Here is a 17,357-nt window from a genome sequence, read left to right as displayed (position 1 = left end):
TCACAAAGAATGCCAATGAGATTTAATCTCATAATATAGATTCTTATTAACTTTAATAAACTTCTTTGTTTCATTAGTACATTTCTATGTAATTTCAATTATCCAAAATAATATTTTGAAATCAAATCAATGAACTCTTGTTCAATTTTCCCTTTCCTTTTCACAATGATAAAAGTTGAAACAGTCGGAAGTGGGAAAAGATCAAAATGGGGCTGCATAAGCCTTCCTTCTATTAATTCACGCCTAATAATTGAGTGTGGTAGAAAAGATATACCGAGCCCTTCCTGAATGAATCGTTTTACAATATGTGCTTGAGTTACTTTCATCGTACGGATACGCTTTACGTGTTTGTTCAGCTTATTAAGCAATCTATCCCAATATATTGGGTGATGGTGTGTGAATATATAATTTGTTTGTAATACTTCCACTGCGTCAATTGGAGGTCCGCTTTCTTCATCATATGAATCAGGTGAGGTCACAAACAGAATGGGGTCATCGTAAATTCGAATCGAATCGATATTCTTTAATTTAGTGTCTAGTGCTGAGATGCCCAAATGCACATCCCCGTTATCAACTAGTTGTTCAATATTAGTTGATTCTTCAACTCGAATGCTGATCTCAACGTCTGGATGACTCTCCATAAACGTTCGCAAAATATATGGCAATATCGTTTCAGCCATAAGTGGGGAAATTGCAATTGTCCAATTTTTTCGAAATCCTTGTGCATATGTATGAATCCGATTTACACTCTGTTCCATCTGTTCGACTAGTTGCATTGCCTCTCTATAAAAGAGTTTTCCAACATCCGTCAACGTGACGCGATTGTTTATTCGATCAAAAAGCTTTGCCCCTAGGTATTCCTCTAATAACCGAATATGAACAGTTACACTTGGTTGAGAAATGATTAGTTTTTCCGATGCTTGACGAAAATTAGTCGTTTCGGCTGCTACAATAAATGTTTTCAACCACTGAAGTTCCACAAAACTCCCCCTTTATTAATTAAAAAAATTAATCATTTCAATATAAAATATTTAATTTCTATAATCATATAACACCACTATACTAAAGAAAAGAAGGAGGAATCGGAATGTTTAAAAAAGGATTAAAAGATGTCGTGGCCGTTCAAACAAACATAGCTTCTGTTAAAGGAGATATAGGGGAATTACGCTACAGGGGTGTTTTAGTAGACGAACTCATCCCATCTCATTCGTTTGAAGAAGTGGCATATTTTATTTGGTATGGTTTGTTACCAAACGAAAGTGAGCGAAGAAATATGGAAAGTAAATTAATGAATGGGAGACATTTACCTCTTCACGTTCAAAAAATACTCGACGCTTTGCCAGCAGAAGTTCCAATCATGGATGCATTGCGTACAGCTATTTCCGCATATGTACATGAAGGTTTTTCAAATGAACCTATTGAGGAGCAAGCAATTATTCTTACTGCTGTCTTTCCAGTAATCATAGCAAGACATTATCGAAATCAACAAGGGTTACCTCCCATCAACCCTGATCCTAATTTGTCACACATAGCGAATTACTTATGGATGCTAAACGGGAAGCTTCCAAAACACCAACAAGTTGAGGCACTTGAAACATATTTGAAATTAACAATGGAGCATGGATTGAATGCAGCTACGTTCTCTGCTCGTGTAACCATTTCGACAGAATCGGATTTAACTGCAGCCGTTACATCTGCCATTGGTACAATGAAAGGACCATTGCATGGTGGAGCACCATCAGGAGTTATTGAATTGCTTGAGGAAATTGGAAATCAAGAAAACATCATATCCGTTATAAAAGAAAAACTTCAAAATGGGGAAAAAATCATGGGATTCGGTCACAGAATTTATAAGACAGAAGATCCACGTTCCATTCTTTTGAGAAATAAATGTACGAGTATGTCAGGAAAAGATGAATGGTTAGACTTAGCCACTGTAGCTGAAAAGGAAATAATTGATTTACTCGAACACCATAAGCCTGACCGCAAACTTTATACAAACGTTGAGTATTATGCAGCTGCCATTATGCGTTCAATCGAAATGCCACCAGAACTGTTCACACCGACATTCAGTGTTGCAAGAATTATCGGTTGGACTGCACATGCAATTGAGCAACTTCAAGATAATGCAATTTTCCGTCCTCAGTCAGAATATATTGGATGCGAAAGAAAGCTCAGGGAGCATGAAATGAATTAAGGAAGCTAGCTCTAAGAGTAAAGATAGGATATCTCCATGTTAAAACGAATCTATATTTCGAGATTTTATCATATGAGAAGTTATAAAAAAGGCGCATTTCTTATTTTTTGAAATGCGCTTTTTTATTAGGTTTTATTCATTCGCCTCGTTTCTATTCATTCTCCTTTCCATTAGTTCTGCCATTTCTTTCGATTGAGAATTATCTTCATTTTGTAATTTATCAATGATGTTCATATAATCCAATTTATTTCGATTTTGACTTAATTTATATGCAGCCTGAATTTCTTCTGCCTTTATCTTAAATCCAACTATACCTTTGAGTTCACTTTCTAACAGCTGAGGTGAAAGTTTATCCCATAAAACCGGATTTTCGCGATTCTCTTCATATTTTTCTAGCATGATTGCTAAATCTTCTATTAACTCATCTTTCTCTAAAATGCTTGCTTTACCATGTACATGGACGGCTTGATAATTCCACGTTGGAACATTTTCATGTGAATACCAGGAAGATGAAATATAAGCATTCGGGCCCTGAAACATTACAAGAACATTTTCACAGGTTTCAAATGTTTTCCACTGTGGATTTCCATAAGCCATATGTCCAGTTATATAGGTGTCATCACCTTGTTTCTTCAATCCCAAGGGCAAATGAGTAGCAATTGGCTTTCCTTGTTCGGTCGTAACGATCGTGCCAAAAGAGTTTTTTTGAACAAAATCCCTAATTTCATCAATATTTGTGACCTTAAAATATTTTGGTATATACATAATTTCACCTTTTTCTAATAAGTTAAATGAGTGATTTAGTTAATATAAATTCAACCTGTTCCTTCTCACCTCCTCCAAGCATCTAAAGAAATATGTAAAGCATTCAATATTAATTTCAAAACTCCTCCATTTTACTCGATAAATACTCCATTTTTTTCTGGAGTTCATACTCGTTGTTATTAAACTTTTTTTATCTCAAGTTTTTTCTAATAAATTATTGCTAGTCTCTTCTTCTTCAAATTGGAGATGTCTTTTTATCATCCATTGCAGCCATTGAATGCCTATTGCTGAAATGAATCCAGCTATAGTACAAATAATCCAATTCACATCTGGCATATGCTCAAACAGCCATCCACCTGCCCCTTGACTGAGGCTGCCTCCAATAGCCATTGCAATCAGCGAAAAGCCAAAATAACTGGCAGAAAATTGAGGAGGTGCAATTTCCGACGTATATTCATATGAGGTTGGTTCCACTAGCATAATACCAACAGCATATATACAAAAACCGCCCCAAAAGATTAAAAGGCTATCAGACAAACCAATTAGTAGCATACCTGCTCCCATGATAGCCATTCCTACTTTAATAACCGATAATCGCGAAAACATTTTCGTCCATTTTTGCAATGGATATTGAAGAATAACGACAATCATCCCATAGACGATGAACAAGCCTGAAACGAATGTTGAGCTGTAAAACACCTCAGTAGCATGAAGTGGAATGGTCAAATACAGCTGCATAAACATGATCCAAAAACCAATCATACAAATTGTAAAATAGATAAATTGTCGATCAGATTTTACCTTCTGCCAAGAGTCCTTAAATGACTGCTTTGGAACATTTATATTTTCTTTAGGCAAATTAAAAAAGGTAATTAAACCGATGAAAATAAAAATTCTGCCACATACGAAGGAAGAATAGAAAAAGTCGAGATGAAGTAGCATACCACCTAATATCCCAGCAAAAATAATCCCCGAATGGCGAACAATTTTATCTAGTGCAAAAATGTCACCCCGTTTAGAAGGTTGGCTAAATATGGACATAGCCGCTTTACTTGTCGGCTCAAATAAGGAACCGCCTATTCCGGCAATGATCGCAGCAACTATTAATTCCATCGGAGTTGTACAAAAAGAAAATAGTACAAAGCCACCTCCGCGTAAAATCATTCCCGTACTTATCAGCAATCGATAATCAAACCGATCACCGAGCATCCCTGATATAAAGGAAGTACCTTGCTGTGTCAACTGACGAATCATAAGGACTACTCCTGCAATCCCTGCAGAAAGCGCTAAATCCCTAGTAATATAGGAACTTAAGAACGGAATAAATGCAAAAAAACTGACGTTCATTAGAAATGAATTGACTAGTAGTAATCGAATGGCTCGCATCAAGTTCTCACCTTTCATCCAAGTAGAATCTAGTAATAGAGTATCAGGACCATTGCCATTTGTGTAACGCATAAATATAATAGCATTGATTAAAAAAATTAATTGAAGGATGAATAAAGTGGAAATTCAACAGTTGCGTGCTTTCTTGTCTGTTGCTCAGACGAAAAATTTTACAAAATCTGCAGAATTAATGTATATCTCACAATCAACTGTTACAATGCGTATCAAAGCATTGGAACAAGCGCTTGGGAAGCAATTATTTGAACGCGATAATCGACAAGTTCTTCTTACTACCTCAGGCAAAGAGCTGTTGGAATATGCAAAGAGAATAATTGAACTTGTTGATGAAGGATCAAGAAAAGTTGGCATGGAAGAATCCTTTGAAAACTTATTAGTCGTTGGTGGCTTGCATTCTTTATGGGATTATCTCATGTTTCCTATAATGAAAGACTTTCAATCAAAGCACCCTAGAACAGCACTTCGTTTCATTACAGGACATTCATGGGATATTGTTCAGCAAATTCTTGACGGAATTATTGATATTGGAGTCGTCCTTATTCCACCTACACATTCAGAAGTAGAGGTTCTTCCTTTTAAAAAAGAAGAAATAAGACTTGTTGCAAATGTAGATAATGATTTTACTGAGGAAATCGATTTGGCTAACTTAAGTAAATTACCCTATATTCATATGGATTGGGGACCAAGCTATAGATCCTGGTTTGAAGAGAACGCCGGAAAGCAAATATTTTCTTTAATGGTCGATCATGCTTCCCTCTATGTGCAATATTTAAGAAGCGGCCACTTTTTGGGGCTTTTGCCATCCGCCATAGCGGATACCTTCATACAAAGAGGTGAACTCGTTTCACTCCCCTTTAGTTCCAAAACGAAGCCACCAATCATTCAAAGCTATATCATATATCCAAAGCGTAAATTTGAATCGATTAAACGTTTGCTTGAACATATGCAGCAAGCATGAAATTCAATCTAAATTCTGATATTCACCTTAGAATTATAGAGAAATTGTAAAGTTTTTATTACCTAATAATAACGAAACCAAAAGTTACTTATACAGGAAGAAATGGATGAAGGAGATAATATTTTTTAATTATTTACAGATAATAGTTGTAATAAAAAGCGTTGGAGGAGAACTATGGAAAAAAACCGCGATTTAATCAAACATGTTGAAGAACATCAGCAAAATAAACAGCTTTCCTCAGCGGAACTAGCAGATTTATTTAATAATTATCTAGGTGACAGTATGTTTTGTTGTGTATTTGAGCATTACCTTCAAGTCGTAGAGGATGAAGAGGTTAGAAATTATATTGAATTTGCATTAAGCCTTTCAAGGAGACATGTTAAAGAAATAAAGAATATTTTTTTGGCTGAAAAAATACCTGTTCCTGTCGGTTTCGGGGAGCAAGATGTTCGGAAAGGTTCACCTCGGTTATTTAGTGATTTGTTTATGATTTTTTATATCACCCAAATGGCTAGTGCTGCATTATTAACTTATGGCAGTGCATTCGGAAATTCTACTCGGCACGATATTATGAGTTATTTTCGGAACTGTTTGAATGATTCTGCAGAGACTTTTGAAAGAGGATGTCATTTATTACTATCAAAAGGCATGGATATTAGTCCTCCCAATATCCCTTATGCAAAAAAGGTCGATTTCGTTGAGAAGAAATCATTTATTTCGATTTTTACAGGAAGAGATAGGCCCCTTACTGCCATTGAAATAAAGCAATTGCATTTAAACATTAACATGAATCTTTTAGGTAAAGCTTTAATGCTTGGTTTCAGTCAAATTGCTTCTTCAGATAAACTTAGGAATTATTTTTCTGATGGAGCAAAGCTTTCAAGTTACCTAATTAAGAGTTTCTCGGACCATTTGATAAACCAGGACCTACCCGCTCCAAAATTATTAGATGCACATATTTCCGATTCAACGTCATCTCCTTTTTCAGATAAACTGCTGTTATACCACACATCACTGGCAGGAAATCTAGCCATACAGAACTTTGGTTCTGCCCTTTCACAAATGTTGAGGCATGACTTATCAGCAGAATTTATCAAACTAATTACTTTAGTTGGTAAATATAGCAATGATGGATTAAATATGATGATCGAACATGGATGGCTTGAAGAACCCTTTTCTGCTGCGGATCGAGATGTACTTTCAAAAACTTCATCAAGTAATTAAACATAAAGGTAAGAACGCTATCTTTTTCACTTACAAACAAAAAATGTAAGATGGGAAAAATGGCGTTCTTTTTAAATAATATTTGATTTACCTATTGGTTTAAATAATTGTGTTGAAAAATGATAGTGTTTTATTATTTGTATTCATATTCTTTTGATTTTGCGAGATCTCTATCAGCTAAGAAACGCTTTTTTTTCAGGACTATCATCACGAGTAGAAGCTTATTTGCATGACGACGCTTCTATAAATTTCATTACAATTAACTATGTAGGTATATCAAAAGTCTATAAATATTGCTTTTATAAAATTCTAACAATCGTAGTACTATAAGACAAATTATAATATTTATTTTTAATTTTTCATGACTTTAATTAAAATACAATCCCTTTCCAACAGGCTTTACCGTTTCTATAACTTTGTTTACCATTTCTTCACTTACTAGAGTTCTAATAATCCAAGCAGATAGATCCTGAGCAGCTATACATCCAGCAGCTGTTGATACATTTCCGTTATTTACAAAACTTTGTTCAACAACTTCTACATTAAATTTTTTTAGTTGTTCAACTACCGTTGGATAAGTAGTAGCTTTAAGACCTTTTAACAACCCCTTAGCTCCTAGAATTAATGCTCCAGAACACATAGATCCTATTAATTGATTCTCTGGATTCAATTGTATTTTGTCTAAAAACTGTTGATTTTCATATAAACCCTGAACACCACTACCACTTGCAATGATAACAGCATCTGCAGAAGGAATTTCAGATAAGTCCCCTGTCATCGGAATTCTTAATCCTGCCATAGAAACATGTGTTTTATCGGTTCCAAGGAGTTGAACTTCCCAATCACTAATACCGCCAACCAAACGTACACGATTTAACAAATCCCAAGGTAAAAATACATCAATATCTGTAAAATCATCAAAACATACTATAGCAATTTTCAAATTTAACTCCCCCATTAAACAAAATATGATTCCATTCTACTCACACAAAACACTCTTTAGTTGAAAATGATAAAAAATGTTCTCAAAAGTTACATACCGGGTTTAGAGCAACGGAATTCAAATATGGATTGGTAAAAAAATCTCTACATCCTCTTCACTATTTTCCATAGGATGATAGGTCTCAACAATATAAGATTCTAAATCCCTTTTATATCCCTGATCATCTGCCCATTTCGATAGATTTTCATGTAGATTACCAATATTACTTATTTTCCTCCTAGTTGTGACATATACTTGTGCAGTTTCGATATAATCCATCAAATCTGGAACTTCTTTAGGAGTCTCTTTAACAATTAATCCTACGTAATAGTGGCCTTCCAGTTGGTTAGCTTCTCTTTTAGGTTCAAAAAGGGCTATTTCAGTACCTGAATAATTTTCAACTTCATCTAATCGAGTTAGAAATTTCTGGGCAGTTTTAGGAACTTCGGCATCAAAATCAGCATACGCTCCACTGTCTTTTATGCCTACAACTCTAAAGATTTTTTCAACCTTTTTATAATCCACTATTATCCGCCCCAAAGATATTTTAAAAAATTATTATTTTCCCTAGCCGTTACTTTAAGTACAGGCTTTCACAAACTTCATCAAATTTCTTCTGAATATGCCAGACTTATTTGTTTATTCTTGCATTTTTTACTATTTTTACTATCATTTTTGCTGCGACACTATGCCCATAAAACTGATTGACCGTTCCTGTAAAGTATAGATCAGTATTTGGATGGTAAAATGAAAAAGCACCTGTCTGCCCCCAATGTCCTAATAATCCATTTTTTAATTCTTTAATAGATATAGGTTGATTCGCAATCCCAACTCCATAAAAGAATAATCCTGGGCCAAAAAGAATTTTCCAATCTTGAAGCTCATTGAAATATTCTTTTGGAAAGAAATGTCCATTGAAAAAAGCCTTTAAAAATATCATAGATTCCTTTGCTGTCGATACAATGCCTCCTTCTGGTCCTATGGATGACATATATTGGGGTAAATAGATCTCCCTTTCTTTGTAATAGATAGGGGCTGGTCGTTTATCACTTGCATCTTCATATAAGTAGGTATTCTCTAATTTAAGTTCATCAAAAATAAATTCCTTGAAAACGGCATGGATATCTTTTTTTGTGATTGTTTCAATAATTTTACCTAAAAGCTGATAATTTGTATCAGAGTATTGAGCCCTTTTACCAGGAGCAAATTTTGGTTTCTTTTGCTTTGCACTTGCTATTGTTCTTTCAAAGCCCCAACTCTGATCAATTCCTGCTGTTAATTCCCTAATCACATCAGAGGAAAAGTAATCAGGTATTCCTGATGAATTGGACATTAAATGTTTGATGGTTATTTCTTTGGAGTGATCTATGCCTTTAAATAGGTGGAGTTCTTGTAGAATATCATTAGAAAAATATTCGGAAATTTTATTTTGGAGATTCAGACCATTTTCTGACCTTAGTTTTAGTAAGACAGCCGTAACGTATAATTTTGTTACGCTTGCGATAAAATAGGGTTTATCTGCAGTTAGATTTCCAGCCCCGTATAAGTACGATAAAGAGTTTTCTCCATTTTCGACACATAATACAGCCCCATATATGTTTTTCTTTGTTACTGCAGTTGACACTATTTCATCAACAAATGATGCATCAATGGATGTTAACAATTTTAATAGCCCCCTCATGCTATATTAAGCATTAAAACTTTATAGGAGTACAGTTATGGTTATCTATCTTGACTTTCATAATATGTTTCATCCGCATGTATCTGATCTGTACCTTTGAGTTAAGCGAAAATGATCTTCGGACGTTTCAGTAAAGCCTAGTCTCCATGTTTATCAAACTTTTTGTAGGTAAATAGTATTCAATCCCAAATAATAACTCTTCTCCCTTAAATCTTACCATATATTGTAATAGTTTGAACAATTAAAATATATTACAATTCTCTATTTGTTAAACCACAATCTGGTTCTTATCATAAAGAAAGAGCGTAATTCTTATTGCAGAAATACGCCCTTTTGTTTAATGTTTTCATACTAATATTTCAGAAAAACGCCCGATTGTGGAATAGAAACAAACATTATAGTAACACTTTTAATTTTATATTACCTATATGAGTAATGGGTTGGACGAAATAAGTCCTCTTCTGTATATCTGACAAGTGAAAAGCATTCGACATTATAATGACCTTAAAGATTTCTATTATGATGCTTTATAATTTGTTCAGCACTTAAAACATCATTGTCTGTTGTTGAATGACCATCACCGACTAAAGTTACATCAAAACCACTAATAGTAGCTGTTCTAACTGCACTATCTATACAGTGTTGTGTTTTACTGCCCATAACAACAATATGTTCAATCTGTTGAGATCGTAAATGATTTAGTAGATCTGTTCCATGAAAGGAATTCGTTGCAGATTTATCGAAAATCTTTGCTTTCGAAGGTACAATGATTTCATTGTGAATTTGAAATCCTTCACCTTTACCTTCAGCAACATCGAGATCCCTTACAACACAACAGGAACATCAGATTCCCTTGCTTTTTCGATCACTTTATTGATATTTCTAATAAGCTGTTCTTTATTAAAAACCGCACTTTCTTCTTGATTCCCGTCAATTAATACTGTTTCTGCAATACATTCTTGTTTATTTTTTGCCTCTGCGAGACCATATCACCACTGGAACTAGTAATAATGACAAAATCGCTCCAACAAATGATAATGTTGGATAACTGGAACTTGCCACAATTATTCCCGATAAGGCGCCTCCAGCAGCACCTGATAGCGCAATTAAAACATCCACTGTACCTTGAGTTTTAGCTCGTATGGAAATATCGGTTGAATCAACAATAAGGGCAGTCCCGCTTATCAGACCAAAATTCCAGCCTAACCCAAGTAAACAAAGAGCAATGACAAGGAGAACCATCGAATCTCCAGGTGAAAATGCTGCTATTAACCCAGCGAGGAGCAAAGTAGTTCCTGCCGCAATAGCCATCGCAGTACGCCCAAGCTTATCGACAAGGATTCCTGTAACAAGTGAAGGGAGATACATCGCCCCGATATGAAAACCAATAACAAAACCAACTGCACCCAAGCCATGTCCATGATGTCTCATATGAACAGGTGTCATTGTCATGATAGCTACCATGACAATTTGGGTAAGAATCATAATGGCTGCCCCAACAATAATACCTCTTTTGTTTTGTGTATGTTCAGTTGTCGCAGAATAATCTTTATTATTTGATTCCTGCTTGGTAGCTTCTATCATTCTAGCTATAACGAATGGATCTGGACGAAGCATGATGAAAAGGACAACACCTGCTAAGATGTATGCGGCTGCTCCTAAAATGAAAGGGCCAGCAAGTGACGGTACTCCAATGGATAGAGCGAAATTTCCCATGACATTCACTAAATTTGGGCCTGCAACTGCGCCAAATGTTGTAAAAACCATCGCAATACTAATGGCTGTTGCCCGTTGTTTATTACTCGCTAAGTCTGTACCCGCATAACGAGCTTGTAAATTCGTTGCTGACCCTGCACCATAAACAAGCAGAGAAGTAAACAACAGGAATACACTATTGATGATTGCTGCCATGATGACTCCTATTGCTCCAAGTCCGCCGATCATAAAACCTGCTGTCAGTCCAATACGTCGCCCAAACAGCTGAGAAAGTCTTCCAACAAATAATGCTGCTCCTGCTGACCCTAAAGTTAATAGAGCTGAAGGAAGTCCGGCATACGCATCCGTACCAAGCATTTGCTGTGCAAGAAGTGCCCCCACAGTAACTCCTGCTGCTAATCCAGCACCACCAAAAATTTGTGAAATACTTACAACGAATAAAGTACGCTTGTATAACATTTTTTGTTTTTCTGAAGAACGAACATAGCTTTGTAACGAAGCCGCTTGGATGTCTAACAATTCTGCACTTTCCTTATGTAACATAATCTAACCTCTCTTTCTAGAAAGCTCTTAAACCTCCAACTGGATTTGAATCATCATAGCACGCACAAAAAAACCACACAATATTATAATTGTATGGCGAACAATATTAGGAAAATGATTAGAATCATAAAAGGATGTTAACTAACCCTACACCTCAAGTTTAGCGCCCATCTTTTGAGGAATGAAAAGTGCTTTTTCCTCATTATCTCAATAATAAAAGTTTATTAATATCTATTATACTGTTAATTTTTTTGACCGAAACAATTCCCCGTATGCTGCACCACCTAAAATCAGCACAGCCCCAACTAATTGTACAAGACTTAACTTTTCCCCTAAAATGGCAGCTGAAAAAACCAATGCCGAGAGAGGTTCCAGATATCCTAGTATGGAAACTGACTGAACAGGCAGACGACCAATAGAAGAAAAATAGAAGCGCCGAATTAATGAAGATCAGTGGCTTCTCATTTCTCTCCAAAATGTAAAAAGACAAATTGTCATCTTCAGAAATTGGGTGCACACGTAATAATATCGCTGCAAGAATTAATTACTTTCGCTCCTTAGTTCCTTTATACCAGGCCAGTGCTTTATTCTCCATTTCTGAAACAAATGATTTTTTAGCAGGGCTATAATCACGAGTTGACGGATATTTATTTGCCAACACTTGTTTAAATTCACTATATCTTCTAGCTTCATCTTGGTGCACGAGAAGATAATCTCGGAATACTAAATGTCGAATAATCTGGGGATTATCAAATTGGTAAAAATGAATGTGATGTGTTCTATGTTCTCCCCCCTTACGGAATAATCTTCGTCCCTTAATCCCCCATTCACCAGCAACATCATATTCAAATGATTTCATTTGTTCATTGTATGTATCTATTTGTTCAATATCATTTACTATGCACATCATATCAATCACTGGTTTTGCTTTCATACCTGGAATTGATGTGCTACCGAAATGCTCAAATGAAATAATTACTTCCCCAAAAATAGATTTTAAAAATTGTACTTCTTGCTCAAACATCCATCTCCAATTTTCTGTATAATCCGTTAATCTTACTTTCATTTTGACACCTGCCTATCTAAATCTTCTCCAACATTCAATGTGGTTCCTCCTATTCGAACTTGTCTGCCAATCAATGACCAATAAAAGGTTAATGAAACATTTGGATTTATTTTCAATTGTTGACCCTTCACACTGTTTGAACCAGATGCGAAATACCATCCATCTTTATCTACATCTTTTAAAATAAGTACTCTTACATCAGGATGCCCAAAACTATTGATGGTGGAGAGTGTCATGGAATGAGGTTATTCAACTCTGAATGCCCTAAATTGAAATGCAAACACTTATCCTTGTTCCATGATAGCACCATAAAATTGTATAAGATCATGATTAATTACCTGATATTGTGCCAAATGAAACTTCCTCACTATCACAAAAAACTTAATATTCTAATAATTCATAGCTGTATTTAACTTATATAATATTTCATGAGTTAATGACTGATTTGAATAGTCAGTTGTTTCAGTACTTTTATATTTAATGTTTAGTGTTTCACCAGATTCTTCAACATCTAAATTTGTAAAATGAAAAGCTTTTTCACCTTGTACAACGTTTAAACCATTCATATATACATAAATGACATTTGCATTATCAAAATATAGATGTACCCCATTTTCATTCTTAACATCGACAATAAACGATTGAATATCTTTACCTGCACTATTCACACTAACCTCGGAAAAAGATAATTCTGGAATACATCCAGATAATAAAATGGTACTAAAAAGTAGTGCAGCAAACATTTTCATAAACCCACATCCACCACCCTGATATTTTCCATATTTATTTTTTATTCTAACATATAAATTAACTTTGATCTTTTTAATTTATTATTGAACTAAAGGAAAGAGGGTCAAAAATGAAATAAGCGCTGATCCTTATTTACAGGAAAGCGCTTTAGAAGAGATTGCAAGTTGTCTTATCTTCTCATTTAATATTAGTTTTCCAGCCTTTTTGTAATTGCTTTCGAATGTAAACAATTTGGCCGATATGGTAAGCGTTATGCGTGGAAATGTTCCCCAATATTTCCCACCACTTTGCAGACACTTGAAATCCATTCACTTCACTTTCTACCTTTTCTTTAGTTAGTAGATTTTGCCACTGAAGCAGAACCTCAAGAAGACACTCTTTAAGTCATTAAACCCTTTGTTTTCCGGAACAATAAAGCTTTTATTATTATCACCTATTGGAGTAACAGCACTTACATGGGATTTTTCGCACCTCTTTTGCCATGTCTCATTCCAGTAAAGCAGATGTTGCACAATTTCAGCTATACTTTTACTTTCATCGTTCGGTTTCCAAAACGCTTCTTCCTCTGACAAGTTTGCTACTGATTCCGAAAACGGAACGTAAAAGCTAGGGTCATTCGCATTTGCTGACAATTGATCAGCTAAAACATCTTTAGCGTGAGACATACCGGCCACACTCCCTCTAAATTATATCTCTTTCTATTTCGACGCCCTTTGGAAATTTCCTATGTTATTGCTCAAAAATAAAAATATCACTATCCTTGTTCAAGAAAAGCCCCAGATTACATCATTCATTTGGATGTCCATTCATATTGAATATCAGGTAAATTCTCTTCATTTTCATGTCCTCTTCCTATGATTTCAAATCCATTTTTTTCATAAAAACGTTGAGCATTTTCATTTACTTCAAATGTGTATAATGTTAATCTCCCACTTGATTGTGCTTTTGCTCGATCTAGTAATGTTTGACCTATACCGAATCCTTGATAATCTATATGAATATATAGTTGGGTTAATTCCCTTTCATTATAGGCAACCATTCCAACTACTTTTTCATCAATTAACGCTAAATCTATTCGACACTGTTCAGCTAATATATGATTTAAAAAATATACGTGATTTTCAAAGCTGTGAATTTCTTTTTGCCCAATTGCCTGCTCCTTGCTTTCCCGCCACATGGCTACTGTTTGTTCTGCATATTTGGGGTTAAACTGAGTAATGATTATTTTATTTTGGTTCATGACAATATCTCCTCAAGTTTCTTTCTGTTTTTATATGTTTTTACCCTGTCATTAATTTGTCTAAAACTACCTGTGCAGGTCCTATGCTTCTATTAAATTTACTACTTTTGTAACTTTATAATAACGATTGATTAAAAGTTCTCTTCACCCTTTATATAACAACAAGTATAAAAACTCCAGCTCGGAAAAAAGAGTGAGTGATTATCAAACAAGTAGGTGGTGTAAAACTATTTATTAACAATTTCTTCGTTTTCCACACTGATTACAACCTTCCCCTTGGCGTGCCCTTCTCCAAGATACTGAATAGCTTCTTTCACCTGACTTAGCGAATAACGTCTATCTATAAAAGGTACTAGTTTACCAGCAACAAAAAGTTCTTTTAATAAATTTTGATCATTTTTATTTGGTTTATGAATTAAGATAGTCATATTCTTACATTCGGTTTTAGTAATTAAAGGCCCAATAAACAATATTTGAAGAATCAGTGACATTGTGCCTCCCACCATAACATATTTGCCCTTAGGTTTTAATACACGCTTGTAATCGAAGAGTGACCGAGTTCCTACAACATCAATTATCAAGTCATAATATTGTCCCTTTTTAGTGAAATCTTCTTGAGTGTAATCAATAACACTGTCTGCACCCATTGCCTTCAGCATATCAAACTTAACAGCTCTGTCCACACAAGTTACCTTAGCACCATGTAATTTGGCAATTTGCAGTGCAAACGTGCCTACACCTCCACCGGCACCGTTAATTAAAACCGTTTGCCCTTCCTGAAGTTCTCCTTTATTGCGTAATCCCTGCAAGGCGAGGACCGCAGCTTGTGGAATTGCCGCTCCTTGTTCAAATGTCATACAAGATGGTTTTAAGGATAATGCATCTTCATGTACACACACATATTCAGCAAATCCACCCCACCCACACCAGGAAATATCCCCGAAAACATCATCACCTGGAAGAAGATCTTTTACGTTTCTGCCAATGGCTTCAACTCGCCCCGCTATGTCCGCACCAAGTATCTTGTATTTTGGTTTTAGCAGTCCACCCAACCGAGCAAGAAATGGTTTACCTCTTAGGAGGTCCCAGTCCCAAGAATTCACGGAAGCAGCATGGACTTTTACAAGTACTTCATTGTCCAGTGGAGTAGGTATTTCTACTTCTTTAAATATAAGAGTGTCTATCGATCCGTACTTATCATATACCATCGCCTTCATGAAGATTTCCCCTTTATCTTCCATTTTGGTAAAAGTATTTCTTAATAAAACCAGCCTAAAATTTTTAAATCTAATTATAAATTATATGTTTATATTTAGTTTCATATTTACAGAATCCTAGGTTCTTTATAACATACTTTCATCAACAATACGGTCAGTTAGAATATAAGCAATTTTATCAATTTTTTCGTTTAATTTTACATAAATATACAATTTTGTCTTAAGTACACTTCTTCACAAACATAAAAGTGAAAATTTGCATTGATATACAATACTCTCTGCTATCATGCTCCACTAATCTGCTCCGTCAGTAGAAAAACGATTGCCACTGTTTAGAAATCGCCACCGTTACTTCAAAAAGGTTTTAATATTTATCTTTGAAATTCAAATAATGTAGGAAATCCAGCACGAGAAAATCAACCAAAAATAGGGATTTTGATTTATAATAAGATAATTATATATTATGGATTTTCAAACTATTAACCACCTTGTTTTATTAATACATTTTTCAAGGAGCAAATTTTATGAAAAAATTGTTATTCGAAAACATAGTGGTGGCTCCATATCTTCCAAAGCAAACGACGCAAATTTTATTGTTTCGTATTTAAATTCACAAATACCATACGAACAAGAGAAAAAAGAACTTATCCAGATTATTAATCAAATGTTTTGAGTGTATCCTTGTATCTAGAATCTAAGAATTTTACAACCAAAAACGCAACAGGAATTTAACCTATTGCGTTTTTTGGTGTTATTACCCCTGGATTGACCTGTTACTTATTAAATCCCTGCTAAATTTAATTAACCTGCCTCGACCTTTTTTAATAGTACTAATTCAAATATCAAGCGTTTTTTCTGTCGAGAGCTGTTTCTGTTTACAGATAATAATCGGATAGTAAGTCACATAGTAAGCAAATATAATCAATATTAAACCCGAACTCCAGGAGTTTCCGACAGCATATCCCAAGTTCTGAAACCCATTTGCCTGCCCCTGTTGCTGCAACTTGGTTAAATCACCTAACATGTTTAAATTATAAATGCGATAAATTAGCCTCACAAAGAAAATAGCCATTACTGCACTGCCAATCCAAGTGTTTGGACGGAAATACCAGCCTCCATCCCGGTTTTCGAAATGGGTCATCACTGCCCCGTAATAGGCTAGGGCAACACCAATCAGAATACCGATAATGTCAGAAATTAGATTGATCGGATGAAAAATCCCGCCGCTTAAAAATAACATCCCAATGATCAGGAAAATAAAAGTTCTTATTAGCAGTTTCCTCTGAATCAGCTCCTGCCAGCCGATATTCCGTCGAACACGACGATAGATACTAAAAAGTAATAAAGCAGAAATAATAATGATCGTATTGGCAGATAGATGCATAAAAAACCTCCATTCTAATGTAAAATTTTTTTAATGATTATTCGTTAAAATAGTAACCTATGCGATATGTTTAGGAAAGTACAAATTCTCTCATTTAATGAAATCCACACAAGCTTTTAATTTCGAAGTGCTACCATGCTTGAAATTTTTGGGTATAATTATTAATATTTATTCAAGAAAATGGCCTGATAACTGAAAAGGGCACAATTCCTCTTCAAGAATTGCGCCTG

17 protein-coding genes and 2 pseudogenes are annotated in these 17,357 nt (G+C 34.9%); 3 read left to right on the top strand and 16 right to left on the bottom strand.

The window, feature by feature from the left end; genetic code table 11:
- Positions 1-98 precede the first annotated feature (98 nt).
- The gene (locus H0173_RS06910; RefSeq protein WP_221845596.1) at positions 99-980 is read right to left on the bottom strand and encodes a LysR family transcriptional regulator; all 882 of its coding nucleotides are present in this window, start codon (positions 978-980) and stop codon (positions 99-101) included.
- A 107-nt stretch (positions 981-1,087) separates the two neighbouring features.
- Here H0173_RS06910 and H0173_RS06905 point away from each other — a divergent pair, with 107 nt between their 5' ends.
- Positions 1,088-2,197, top strand: coding sequence for a citrate synthase/methylcitrate synthase (locus H0173_RS06905; protein WP_221845595.1), 1,110 nt, complete (start codon positions 1,088-1,090; stop codon positions 2,195-2,197).
- A 132-nt stretch (positions 2,198-2,329) separates the two neighbouring features.
- On the opposite strand, the gene H0173_RS06900 is transcribed toward H0173_RS06905, so the two are convergent.
- Entirely contained in the window at positions 2,330-2,962 is a 633-nt protein-coding gene (locus H0173_RS06900) for an FMN-binding negative transcriptional regulator (protein ID WP_221845594.1), read from the bottom strand.
- Positions 2,963-3,157: 195 nt separating this feature from the next.
- Positions 3,158-4,348 (bottom strand): MDR family MFS transporter, encoded by a 1,191-nt coding sequence (locus H0173_RS06895; protein ID WP_221845593.1) that lies wholly within the window; start codon positions 4,346-4,348, stop codon positions 3,158-3,160.
- Between the two features lie 118 nt (positions 4,349-4,466).
- Between H0173_RS06895 and H0173_RS06890 the strand changes: the two genes are divergently transcribed.
- Both H0173_RS06890 and H0173_RS06885 read left to right on the top strand, forming a co-directional pair.
- The gene (locus H0173_RS06890) at positions 4,467-5,324 is read left to right on the top strand and encodes a LysR family transcriptional regulator (RefSeq protein ID WP_221845592.1); all 858 of its coding nucleotides are present in this window, start codon (positions 4,467-4,469) and stop codon (positions 5,322-5,324) included.
- A 174-nt stretch (positions 5,325-5,498) separates the two neighbouring features.
- Positions 5,499-6,548: a DUF3231 family protein gene (locus H0173_RS06885; RefSeq protein WP_221845591.1), complete on the top strand. Its 1,050-nt coding sequence runs from the start codon at positions 5,499-5,501 to the stop codon at positions 6,546-6,548.
- A 367-nt stretch (positions 6,549-6,915) separates the two neighbouring features.
- Here H0173_RS06885 and H0173_RS06880 read toward each other — a convergent pair whose 3' ends face one another.
- The 13 genes and pseudogenes from H0173_RS06880 to H0173_RS06820 form a co-directional block, all read right to left on the bottom strand.
- The gene (locus H0173_RS06880) at positions 6,916-7,491 is read right to left on the bottom strand and encodes a DJ-1/PfpI family protein (protein WP_221845590.1); all 576 of its coding nucleotides are present in this window, start codon (positions 7,489-7,491) and stop codon (positions 6,916-6,918) included.
- Positions 7,492-7,608: 117 nt separating this feature from the next.
- On the bottom strand, positions 7,609-8,055 hold the full coding sequence (locus tag H0173_RS06875) for an AraC family transcriptional regulator (RefSeq protein ID WP_221845589.1): 447 nt from the start codon (positions 8,053-8,055) through the stop codon (positions 7,609-7,611).
- A gap of 106 nt (positions 8,056-8,161) precedes the next feature.
- Positions 8,162-9,193, bottom strand: a complete 1,032-nt coding sequence (locus tag H0173_RS06870; protein WP_260631062.1) for a serine hydrolase domain-containing protein — start codon at positions 9,191-9,193, stop codon at positions 8,162-8,164.
- A gap of 438 nt (positions 9,194-9,631) precedes the next feature.
- Positions 9,632-10,164 (bottom strand): annotated as a pseudogene (locus tag H0173_RS06865) (isochorismatase family protein).
- Between the two features lie 10 nt (positions 10,165-10,174).
- Entirely contained in the window at positions 10,175-11,470 is a 1,296-nt protein-coding gene (locus H0173_RS06860) for an MFS transporter (protein WP_260631061.1), read from the bottom strand.
- A 234-nt stretch (positions 11,471-11,704) separates the two neighbouring features.
- Positions 11,705-11,911 (bottom strand): DMT family transporter, encoded by a 207-nt coding sequence (locus H0173_RS06855; RefSeq protein WP_313770619.1) that lies wholly within the window; start codon positions 11,909-11,911, stop codon positions 11,705-11,707.
- A 103-nt stretch (positions 11,912-12,014) separates the two neighbouring features.
- Positions 12,015-12,536 carry a GrpB family protein gene (locus H0173_RS06850; protein ID WP_221845587.1) on the bottom strand — a complete coding sequence of 174 codons (522 nt, stop codon included), beginning with the start codon at positions 12,534-12,536 and terminating at the stop codon, positions 12,015-12,017.
- On the bottom strand, positions 12,533-12,772 hold the full coding sequence (locus H0173_RS06845) for a pyridoxamine 5'-phosphate oxidase family protein (RefSeq protein WP_221845586.1): 240 nt from the start codon (positions 12,770-12,772) through the stop codon (positions 12,533-12,535). The genes H0173_RS06850 and H0173_RS06845 overlap by 4 nt, the downstream gene beginning before the upstream one ends.
- A 153-nt stretch (positions 12,773-12,925) precedes the next feature.
- On the bottom strand, positions 12,926-13,279 hold the full coding sequence (locus tag H0173_RS06840; RefSeq protein WP_221845585.1) for a hypothetical protein: 354 nt from the start codon (positions 13,277-13,279) through the stop codon (positions 12,926-12,928).
- Between the two features lie 184 nt (positions 13,280-13,463).
- Positions 13,464-13,951: pseudogene (locus H0173_RS06835) on the bottom strand (DinB family protein).
- A gap of 125 nt (positions 13,952-14,076) precedes the next feature.
- Complete coding sequence (locus H0173_RS06830; protein ID WP_221845584.1) at positions 14,077-14,526, bottom strand: GNAT family N-acetyltransferase; 450 nt, start codon at positions 14,524-14,526, stop codon at positions 14,077-14,079.
- Positions 14,527-14,753: 227 nt separating this feature from the next.
- A complete protein-coding gene (locus H0173_RS06825) occupies positions 14,754-15,743 on the bottom strand; it encodes an NAD(P)-dependent alcohol dehydrogenase (RefSeq protein ID WP_221845583.1) in 990 nt (329 codons plus the stop codon).
- A gap of 835 nt (positions 15,744-16,578) precedes the next feature.
- A complete protein-coding gene (locus tag H0173_RS06820; RefSeq protein ID WP_221845582.1) occupies positions 16,579-17,127 on the bottom strand; it encodes a CcdC protein domain-containing protein in 549 nt (182 codons plus the stop codon).
- Positions 17,128-17,357 lie beyond the last annotated feature (230 nt).

This window comes from Bacillus sp. S/N-304-OC-R1, from assembly GCF_019749375.1.
In the GTDB taxonomy this organism is placed as follows: domain Bacteria; phylum Bacillota; class Bacilli; order Bacillales; family Cytobacillaceae; genus Cytobacillus.
The sequence above is the reverse complement of the archived record's forward strand: the minus strand, read 5'-3'. Positions and strand labels throughout refer to the sequence as shown.

Excerpts from the sequence above, each read along its gene's own strand:
- H0173_RS06905 (WP_221845595.1), top strand. The coding sequence starts at position 1,088 with ATGTTTAAAAAAGGATTAAAAGATGTCGTGGCCGTTCAAACAAACATA.
- H0173_RS06900 (WP_221845594.1), bottom strand. The coding sequence starts at position 2,962 with ATGTATATACCAAAATATTTTAAGGTCACAAATATTGATGAAATTAGG.
- H0173_RS06895 (WP_221845593.1), bottom strand. The coding sequence starts at position 4,348 with ATGCGAGCCATTCGATTACTACTAGTCAATTCATTTCTAATGAACGTC.
- H0173_RS06885 (WP_221845591.1), top strand. The coding sequence starts at position 5,499 with ATGGAAAAAAACCGCGATTTAATCAAACATGTTGAAGAACATCAGCAA.
- H0173_RS06860 (WP_260631061.1), bottom strand. The coding sequence starts at position 11,470 with ATGTTACATAAGGAAAGTGCAGAATTGTTAGACATCCAAGCGGCTTCG.
- H0173_RS06850 (WP_221845587.1), bottom strand. The coding sequence starts at position 12,536 with ATGAAAGTAAGATTAACGGATTATACAGAAAATTGGAGATGGATGTTT.
- H0173_RS06845 (WP_221845586.1), bottom strand. The coding sequence starts at position 12,772 with ATGACACTCTCCACCATCAATAGTTTTGGGCATCCTGATGTAAGAGTA.
- H0173_RS06840 (WP_221845585.1), bottom strand. The coding sequence starts at position 13,279 with ATGTTTGCTGCACTACTTTTTAGTACCATTTTATTATCTGGATGTATT.
- H0173_RS06830 (WP_221845584.1), bottom strand. The coding sequence starts at position 14,526 with ATGAACCAAAATAAAATAATCATTACTCAGTTTAACCCCAAATATGCA.
- H0173_RS06825 (WP_221845583.1), bottom strand. The coding sequence starts at position 15,743 with ATGAAGGCGATGGTATATGATAAGTACGGATCGATAGACACTCTTATA.
- H0173_RS06820 (WP_221845582.1), bottom strand. The coding sequence starts at position 17,127 with ATGCATCTATCTGCCAATACGATCATTATTATTTCTGCTTTATTACTT.